Origin of the sequence: Bartonella sp. AA89HNZF, from assembly GCF_042196905.1 — a bacterium.
Classification (GTDB): Bacteria; Pseudomonadota; Alphaproteobacteria; order Rhizobiales; family Rhizobiaceae; genus Bartonella.
In genome coordinates, this window is the sequence record NZ_JBHIRD010000020.1 from 20511 (window position 1) to 29122 (window position 8612).

Consider the following 8612-nt stretch of genomic DNA (forward strand, 5'->3'; position numbering starts at 1 on the left):
TATAGGGTGTCAATTTCAAAACAATTGAACAGTTAGGCTTTAAATATGACAAATATAGTAAAAAACACCCCCGTTAATAAGAAAAAAACATCCAAAAAATATGAATTTACTAGTGAAATGGATTGCGTAGCTGGTCATTTCTTATATCGCATTCGTGCTTTAAGAGATTTTGGGGATGTCAAGGCGGGCGATCTAGGCGGTTTTATTGAAAAGGAAAGCAACTTATCTCACAAAGGAAATTGCTGGGTTTATGACAAAGCGCGTGTTTTTGAAAATGCAAGGGTTTATGACAATGCTAAAGTCAAAGGCTTTTTTGTAGACGTTTATGGCGATGCTAAAATTTATGGGAATGCCATTTTTCAAGGCATGGCAATAAATGATTATTGTGAGGTCTATGGCAATGCCCATGTTGAAAATGCTGTTGTTATTGAAGGCAATGTTAAAATTTATGATAACGCCCGTGTAAGTGGTCATGCTCATATTTCCGATATGTCTGTTATTTGTGATAATGCTCATGTCGGTGGCAATGCTAAAATAAGTGATGGTGCTTATATTTGTGATGATTCCTATGTCGTTGATGATGCCGTGGTTTGTGGTTCTTATGTATCTGGTTCTTCTTGTGTTCATAGCGCTGCCTCTTTAACTGAATATGATCAAATTCATGATGAAGCAATTCCAAGATTTGGAAGTGATGATGATTATTACCGTCATGAATATTATGACGAGGCAATGTAATTAACACTAGGCGCGGCGGGGGCGTCCCTCTTTAAAAATCTCATTCTAAAATTTAATCTTCTTTATAAAGGAATAGTGTTATGCAAAAGAAGTTTGCACTCACAAATGAGACACGTGTATTTAATAATCAAACTCTTTATCGCATCCAAGCATTAAGGGATTTTGATGATGTTAAGGCTGGTCAATTGGGTGGCTTTATTGAAAGTGAAGATAATCTCTCTCATGATGGCAATTGCTGGGTCTATGATGATGCTCTTGTTTTAAATCCTGCCCATATTTACGAAAATGCCAAGATTTTTAATAAGGCTATTATAATGGGCTTTGTTTATGGCAATGCTCATGTATGTGACCATGCCCGCGTTTATGCAAATGCTCATGTTTATGACAATGCGCATCTTTCTTATAACGCTTGGGTTTATCATCAGGCGCGGGTTTATGGCAATGCAAAATTATCAGGAAGTGCACGTATTCATGGCAATGCCGAGGTTTATGATCATGCTTCTGTTAGTGGTGCTGCAAAGATTTATGGCAAGGTTTATGGTCGTGCTAGTGTGGGGTGCCATGCCAAGATTAAAGGCTGTGTTTATGGCAATGCAAAAATCTCTGGTTATTTCATGGTCATAGGTAATGTCTATGGCAATGCAAGGTTAAAAAGACATAGTGATCTTTATTGGGTTCCTAATGATTGTGAGGTTTATGAAAGCGATAACGTTGTAAAGGTTATTGCAAATAACGCTGCGTAAATAATGGCTTGTGCGTGGCGGGGGCGCCTGCTTTCCAACTAAATTTCCCATTTCAAATTTTAGAAAACGTTTAACACATATCTATTATGTGAGGGTATCTCTATGTCTCAAAAATACGAATTAACCAGTGAAATCAAAAAAATCAAACATGCACTTACTCGAAATATTATAAATCTTTATCGCATTAAAGCTTTAAAAGATTTTGATGATGTTAAGACGGGGGATTTAGGGGGATTTATTGAAAAGGAAGCTAATCTATCCCATGATGGCAATTGCTGGGTTTATGATAAAGCTTGTGTCTATGGCTATGCCGTCGTTTCTGAAAATGCAAAAATACGGCATTTTTCTCAAGTTTGTGGTCAAGTCTATGGGAATTGTGAAATCTATGGCAAGGCTTTCATCTCTCAATACGCAAAAATTTATGACCATGCTTGTGTCTATGGCAATGCTCATGTTTATGGCAATGTTTATGGCTATGCTCATGTGAGTGGTGCTGCCCGCGTTCTTGCTGATGCTCATATTTATGATTATGCTCATGTTTCTTATGATGCTACGGTTTTTAGTTATGCACGCGTCTATGGTCGTGCCATTGTTGCTGGCTCTGCCCGTATTCATAGCTATGCCAAGGTTTATAATTATGCCTTTATTAATGGTCGTGCAAAAATACATGGCAAGGTCTATGGCGGTGCTTTGGTGGGCGGTTGTGCTGAAATTTATGGCTCTGTTTTTGGCAATGCCAAGGTTTTATTCTATACTAAGGTCTGGGGTCGCGCTTATGGCAATGCGAAATTAACCAAGAAAAGCAAAGTAAAGGAAGTTCCTATAAATTATGAGGTTTATGAAAGCGATAACCTTGTCAAGATTGTTGATGAAACAGAATAAAAATAGACATGGGGGTGCCTTCTTGATGGCTATAAACGCATTATAAGATAATTGCTTAATATACATATCATAAAAGAGAGCATTCATAAAAGAAAGCCGTGTCAAGTGATATGACGCGGCTTTCAAATGTCTACCCTTATGAATCATTTCAAATGGAGTCGTGAACGCATATATACAAAACGTATTATATTACAAGCGCTCTATTAAGAGATATGAAAACTTATCAAAAAAATGTATGATGCGTATGATCTTTAATCACTCTTTTGAATGAGAGAACCTATAAAACGCTTGTTATGGCTATCAAACGTATTAATCATAACGTCTTTATCTTAAAGAGGTTCATATAAAACAAAGCCCATGATTAAAATACTTCTTTTAAAACGTTCCAATATACTGACCTTAAAATTGAGTTGAGTAAATTCAAATAACACATTGTCTAAAATCAAAACCTATCAACAAATCAAAACGCTTGTTAGCTTTAACAAAACTCGTTTTTTACATTTACGAGTATTGGTTTTCAAAACAATCTCTCATAAAACAAATAAATAACCGCTTTTATCAAACGAAAGGCTTTAAAAACTGTTATTAAACATCAGTTTCAAACGTTTCTTATAAAAATCTCATTTTATTTTCAAACGTTTAAATGTTCATTTAGAGAGGTTCTCATAAGCATCTTTTTATTTTGTACTCAAACATAACTTCTTTGCAAATTAATTGCTCTATATTTGGCTAGCAAAATCAACCAATTCAATTTTGGAGGCGTTAACTTTAGAATAGAGCATTCTTTAATCAGAGTAGCTTTTTCTAAAAATTTAGAAAAATCTCATGCCTTGTGATATTATAACGATTTTGAAGTTTGTTTGCTTATCTTGTCTAAAGAGATGCCCTCAAATTTGAGGAGACCTCATTTGGTTTCGAATTTTTAAACTATAACTTTTAAAACGTTTTTTAGTACCAAGTCTAAAGTAGGTAGTAATTCTACTGCCATGGCATTATTCGCTTCCATTTTTTTGTGGAAGCAAATATAGTCCCGTTTTTAAAGATTAACATAGCTGTTGTGATGATACTATATTTCTGCTGATTACTTATCGTTTTCTAAATTTTTAGAAAGCGTTTTAAAAATGATCTTGTCTTTAAATCCTTTTATGCAATCTTTAAAATATTCGGTGTTATGATGATGCTGTTATGACAGCTCTCTAGTTTGCGCTTCTAATTTTGAGAACTGTAATTTTATGTTTTTATCATGTGATTAACAATCCAATCTTTAAAACAAGATGGAATCTTTAAACGTATGCGATTTCTGCTGTGATAAAAACGTATCATAAAATTTATAAACTGTTATGAATAATATCTGCTTTTCATTTCATTTTGAATGCACCCATGCGTTATAATATTTACATCATGATTTGCTTTTTATGGTCTATTCATACATGGCAATCTTATATAAAAAATGGTCAAATGAATCATGCATAAAAAGATGGATTCTTGAGTGGATTCATATAAAATAATTGCAAGCAAATTATTGACTTTATTGTGTTTTTTGATATTATACTGAGTACTATCTCTGATAAACGCAATGGAGAGAGAATGAGTTGAATCTGATAGGCTTTATCCGGTGTGGGATAAAGATGTAATTTCCTATCAAAATAACTGTAACAAACCGGCGTTCCTTGCTGCTCTGATGATAACAAAGGCTCTAAAGAAACATGGTCCTTACACTCCAATGCAAACTTATGATGTTGATCAGAACTCAGATAAACGTTTTTGATTTTAACAGCACTTTCGATATGGCTGGTAGTGCTTGCATCATAAACACCTTGTCCCGCCCGTGTCTCAAACACCACATCACGGCTTTCGTTAAAGTAAAAGGTCTCCCGTTCACAAAAACGAATGGCTGCAAAAATGCTTTCTTGGATTTGATGAACATACTCATCGGCTATGTCATCAATCTCATCTTGAATGACCGACACTAAGTGCGAAAGTGTTCTCTTATGACGATAAACATCTCGCTTTACAGGTATCGGTCCTCCAGTCTTAACCCGAATATAATGACGTGTCATCAAAATACCTCTCAGTGATTAGTCACGAATTCAACGACTATACTTGCTTGCCCAGCTTGTACTGTTTTGTCCGCTTTAGCATAGAGAGTGACCTCTTCATCATAAGGGACAAATTCCTTCTGATTGGTGGGCTTAACCTCTTTTACTGCCTGTTGTTTGATTTCCGCTTCACCAAACTCAGTCCCTCCAGCAGTGCTGCCTATTTTGACCTTTGTGTCCGAAAATGCTGTCTTAACAAACACTTTAATCGAAGTAATCAAAGCACCACGAGGTAGCGTGCCTATTCTCATAGCGTTTTCTTTATCTTCATAGCTAAAATTAAGCCGCAAAAAGCTTACCTGCTGGGTATGAAGATTTCTCCCTTGCAAGGGCTGTGGTAAATAATCTGCCATGTCTTATCCCCTCAATGATTTGTTACGAATTGCACAACCACAATACATTCACCAGCATCGGTGGTTTTGTCTCGTGTTGCATAAAGGGTCATCTCCTTATCATCTGCAACAAAAGACTTTTGATCTGTTGGCGTAAAATCTTGCGTGCCTTGGGCTTTGATGTCTTTTTCACTGAACTCATTGCCTCCATAGGTGCTGCCTATCTTTAATTTTGCCTCAGAAAATGCCGTCTTGACAAAAGCCTTCATCGAAGTGATCAAAGCGCCACGGGGTAATATCCCAATTTTCTCCGTAAGATGCTTATCTTTATGCGAGATATTTAACCGCAAAAAACTTACCTGTTGGGTATGTAGATTTCTGCCCTGTAATGGAGGGGGTAATTGATCTGCCATGTCTTGTTTCCTCCCTATGATTAATTATCAGGTTCACCACTGTAGGTGGGGATAACAATCGTTCCAAAATCTTGCGCTGCTTGAGAGCTATTTGGAAATTTGAAACGGGTTTTCTTCATGCCAATCAGTGTTTTCGCAGACAAACCATAGTAACGTTGATAGTCGAAATGCTCTTCCACCAATTTATAGCGATTGACATTGCGATTATTTCCAAAAGCCATAACGATACTTTGTGCTCCAAGAAAAACAGCACGACGCACACTTTTTTTCGCTGTATGATCGGTAGATTTAACCCCATGGGTGACATGTTCAGATTCACGTAAAATCACACCATTATACATGCCTAAAGAACCATCAAAGATTGGGTTTTGCGCACGAGAGCCTGTGTAAGCAGCTTTCTGAATATCAAGCCACTGTCCAGTCTCTGTATTGGTGCGCAATTGCATCACTTGTGTTGGGTGCAAATAGAGAACATAAACACTCTCCCCATTCACACGTACTGGTCGAATTTTGGGATTAGCAAGTTTCGCCATTTTTACAGCTTCGTCAATAAGCTTCAAACTAAAGCTGTGTTTTGGCGCTTCACTTAGCTCTTCATCCTTGGTTTTACCATCTGGACGGATAATTCGCTTACTACTTGGTGCCAGAGGTTCATTAAATCCATAATGCACATTCTCGATATCTATCATCCGATCTTCAAAAGAGATTGTCCTTGCTGTATATCCGCAAGCTTGAATGAAAAACATCAAGCTTAAGCGATCTGCATACCAATCAACTAAGCCATCTTTTGCTTCGTCACGCAAATCAAACGTTGTACGTTGTTGCGCTATACTACCTTCATTTTCTACACGAACTGCATGCGAAAGCTCGTCAATATAGAGTCTGTCATGAAGGAATTGTAATGCCTCTTCATTCCCCTCAAGCGTCTGTCCTGAGGTAACTCCCCGTCCCAAAAGCTGTGTACGTAAGCTAAATGTAACACAATCCCCTCTGCCCTTCTGTGTTTCAGTTTTAAGTTGAATAATGCTGTTTGAACCCCTGCCTATAAGAGGGGCAATAGGTATCGCCTTTGAAACTTCTGTATTTAATAATTTTGACCACGTGCTTATCGCATGAGGATCATCTGCTCTAACTGTTGTTAATGCCATTGATTTTACCTTTCTTTGCTGTAAAAAAAACCGGCTTAAAAGCCGGATCATAGCCCTGTATAAAACAGACTAATTTCTATAAAATGCACTCTTAATACCCGTTACCTGCACCGTGTAATTGCCGAAAAATCGCTTTATTTTTCGGATTTGATATCCAAACGTCAAATTCTTCTTCTGACATCCTATCAATGCTTGCTAAAGTCATTGGTCCAGTACTCCCTCCTCCACCAGATGCCGTTAAGGTTCTCGCAGAATTCTGACGGCTTTGAAGTGCTGCAACTTGATTATTCGCTTGCACTGCTTGGTTCTGATATGTAAGATATAATATCAAAAAATACAATAAAGTCAATATGTTGAGCGTAATTATTTTATATGAATCCACTCAAGAATCCATCTTTTTATGCATGATTCATTTGACCATTTTTTATATAAGATTGCCATGTATGAATAGACCATAAAAAGCAAATCATGATGTAAATATTATAACGCATGGGTGCATTCAAATGAAATGAAAAGCAGATATTATTCATAACAGTTCATAAATTTTATGATACGTTTTTATCACTCAAAATCGCATTGTTTAAAAATTTAGTCGTTTGGAATTATCGATAACATACGTTTAAAGATCACATCTTGTTTTAATAATTGGTTTGTTAATCACATGATAAAAACATAAAATTACAGTTTTCAAAATTGAGAAGCGTAAAATCTAAAAATGCTATAGCAATATCTTATTACCTATAGAGGGTAATCGTTTGAAACTGTTATAAGATAAATTGTACCAAAAGATACGCATTTATAGAAAATAGAGATCATATAATTTTTCCCAAAATTGGGAAAAACCTCTAAAATGGCATTAAAGAAATTAACTGTTTGAACCTGTCATAAGCTTATAGGTTTAATTCATAAAGATTGCATAAAAGGATTTAAAGACAAGATCACTTTTAAAACGCTTTCTAAAAGTTTAGAAAATGATAAGTAATCAGCATAAATATAATATCATGACATATAGATGAAAATCACAATGTTATGTCTTATGAAATCAAAAGCTTTTTAATGATATAATGCAAGCAAGAAAAATTTAAAACCATTGTAACATCATAAGGCATGGGATTTTACTCAATTTTGAGTCAAAAGCTGTAATATTTAAAGAATGCTCTATTCTAAGATAACATCCCCAAAATGGACCGGCTAATATTTAAAGAAATTAGTTTTTAATGAAAAGTACAAATACGCTTATGAGAACCTCTTTAAATGCACGTTTAAACGTTTGAAACATAAAATGAGATCTTTATAAGAAACGTTAAAACTTTTTTTTATTACAGTTATAACTTAGTTATCATTTGCTCTTAAGAACGTTTCATTTATGAAAAATGAAGATCTAGATTTCACAGCAGAGCAAAATCTTAAAAACCTTACACTTTATAAAAGCGTTTGTTTATTTATCTTATGAAAAGCTGCTTTTGAAACCTAACGCTCGTAAATGTAAAAAGAACGTTTTTACAAGACATTCACTTAATATGCATTTGCTTTTGATTGGATTGATAAAGCTACCGAGCGTTTTGATTTGTTTGATACGTTTGATAGCCATAACAAGCGTTTATAGGCTCTCTCATTCAAATGAGTGATTAAAGATCATACGCACATTTACATTCCTTTTGATAAGTTTTCATATCTCTCATAGAGCGCTTGCAATATGATACGTTTTGTATATATGCATTCATTACTCCATTGTGGATGATTCATTTTAATCAATAAGAAACGCTATTTGAAAGCCGCGTCATATCATTTGACACGGCTTTTTTTATGTTACTCTCTCTTTTATGATATGTTTATAGCAATGCATTTTATATGCGTTTATACACCATAAAGAATGCACGCCCCCCATGTCTCTTTTTATTCTGTTTTATCAGTTATATTGACAACATTATCCCTTTCATAAACCTCACAATTTTTTGGAACCAACCTTACTTTGCTTTTTTTATTGATTTTTGCATTGCCATAAGCACGCCCCCAGATCGTTGCACAATATGAGATTTTTGCATTGCCATAAACAGAGCCATAAATCTCACAAGAGCCACTCACACAAGCATTCCCATAAACCTTGCCATAAATTTTTGCACGACCATTAATAACAGCATAATTATAAATTTTTGCATGGCTATAAATACAAGCCAAGCCAGAAACCTTGGCATGACCATAAACGCGTGCATAACTAAAAACCGTAGCATCATAAGAAACATGCGCATGATCATAAATA

General features: G+C 35.4%; 7 protein-coding genes and 2 pseudogenes. 3 read left to right on the forward strand and 6 right to left on the reverse strand.

All coding sequences use genetic code 11. The features are described from left to right. The first annotated feature begins 45 nt into the window (after positions 1 to 45). The 3 genes from ACFIN0_RS08005 (at position 46) to ACFIN0_RS08015 (ending at position 2360) form a co-directional block, all read left to right on the forward strand. Positions 46 to 735, forward strand: coding sequence for a hypothetical protein (locus ACFIN0_RS08005; protein WP_375702279.1), 690 nt, complete (start codon positions 46 to 48; stop codon positions 733 to 735). Between the two features lie 80 nt (positions 736 to 815). Next, complete coding sequence (locus ACFIN0_RS08010; RefSeq protein WP_375702280.1) at positions 816 to 1478, forward strand: hypothetical protein; 663 nt, start codon at positions 816 to 818, stop codon at positions 1476 to 1478. A 102-nt stretch (positions 1479 to 1580) separates the two neighbouring features. Further along, entirely contained in the window at positions 1581 to 2360 is a 780-nt protein-coding gene (locus tag ACFIN0_RS08015; protein ID WP_375702281.1) for a hypothetical protein, read from the forward strand. Between the two features lie 1463 nt (positions 2361 to 3823). On the opposite strand, the gene ACFIN0_RS08020 is transcribed toward ACFIN0_RS08015, so the two are convergent. The 6 genes and pseudogenes from ACFIN0_RS08020 to ACFIN0_RS08045 all read right to left on the reverse strand — a co-directional run. Further along, on the reverse strand, positions 3824 to 4420 hold the full coding sequence (locus tag ACFIN0_RS08020; protein WP_375702282.1) for a hypothetical protein: 597 nt from the start codon (positions 4418 to 4420) through the stop codon (positions 3824 to 3826). 11 nt (positions 4421 to 4431) lie between these two features. Then, positions 4432 to 4812 carry a hypothetical protein gene (locus tag ACFIN0_RS08025; protein ID WP_375611028.1) on the reverse strand — a complete coding sequence of 127 codons (381 nt, stop codon included), beginning with the start codon at positions 4810 to 4812 and terminating at the stop codon, positions 4432 to 4434. Between the two features lie 11 nt (positions 4813 to 4823). Continuing rightward, the gene (locus tag ACFIN0_RS08030) at positions 4824 to 5204 is read right to left on the reverse strand and encodes a hypothetical protein (RefSeq protein WP_252619690.1); all 381 of its coding nucleotides are present in this window, start codon (positions 5202 to 5204) and stop codon (positions 4824 to 4826) included. A gap of 20 nt (positions 5205 to 5224) precedes the next feature. Continuing rightward, positions 5225 to 6352, reverse strand: coding sequence for a N4-gp56 family major capsid protein (locus tag ACFIN0_RS08035; protein WP_015856180.1), 1128 nt, complete (start codon positions 6350 to 6352; stop codon positions 5225 to 5227). A gap of 91 nt (positions 6353 to 6443) precedes the next feature. Then, a pseudogene (locus ACFIN0_RS08040) lies at positions 6444 to 6692 on the reverse strand (hypothetical protein); the annotation flags it as partial. Positions 6693 to 8248: 1556 nt separating this feature from the next. Further along, positions 8249 to 8612, reverse strand: a pseudogene (locus ACFIN0_RS08045) (hypothetical protein); the annotation flags it as partial.

Excerpts from the sequence above, each read along its gene's own strand:
- ACFIN0_RS08005 (WP_375702279.1), top strand. The coding sequence starts at position 46 with ATGACAAATATAGTAAAAAACACCCCCGTTAATAAGAAAAAAACATCC.
- ACFIN0_RS08010 (WP_375702280.1), top strand. The coding sequence starts at position 816 with ATGCAAAAGAAGTTTGCACTCACAAATGAGACACGTGTATTTAATAAT.
- ACFIN0_RS08015 (WP_375702281.1), top strand. The coding sequence starts at position 1,581 with ATGTCTCAAAAATACGAATTAACCAGTGAAATCAAAAAAATCAAACAT.
- ACFIN0_RS08020 (WP_375702282.1), bottom strand. The coding sequence starts at position 4,420 with ATGACACGTCATTATATTCGGGTTAAGACTGGAGGACCGATACCTGTA.
- ACFIN0_RS08025 (WP_375611028.1), bottom strand. The coding sequence starts at position 4,812 with ATGGCAGATTATTTACCACAGCCCTTGCAAGGGAGAAATCTTCATACC.
- ACFIN0_RS08030 (WP_252619690.1), bottom strand. The coding sequence starts at position 5,204 with ATGGCAGATCAATTACCCCCTCCATTACAGGGCAGAAATCTACATACC.
- ACFIN0_RS08035 (WP_015856180.1), bottom strand. The coding sequence starts at position 6,352 with ATGGCATTAACAACAGTTAGAGCAGATGATCCTCATGCGATAAGCACG.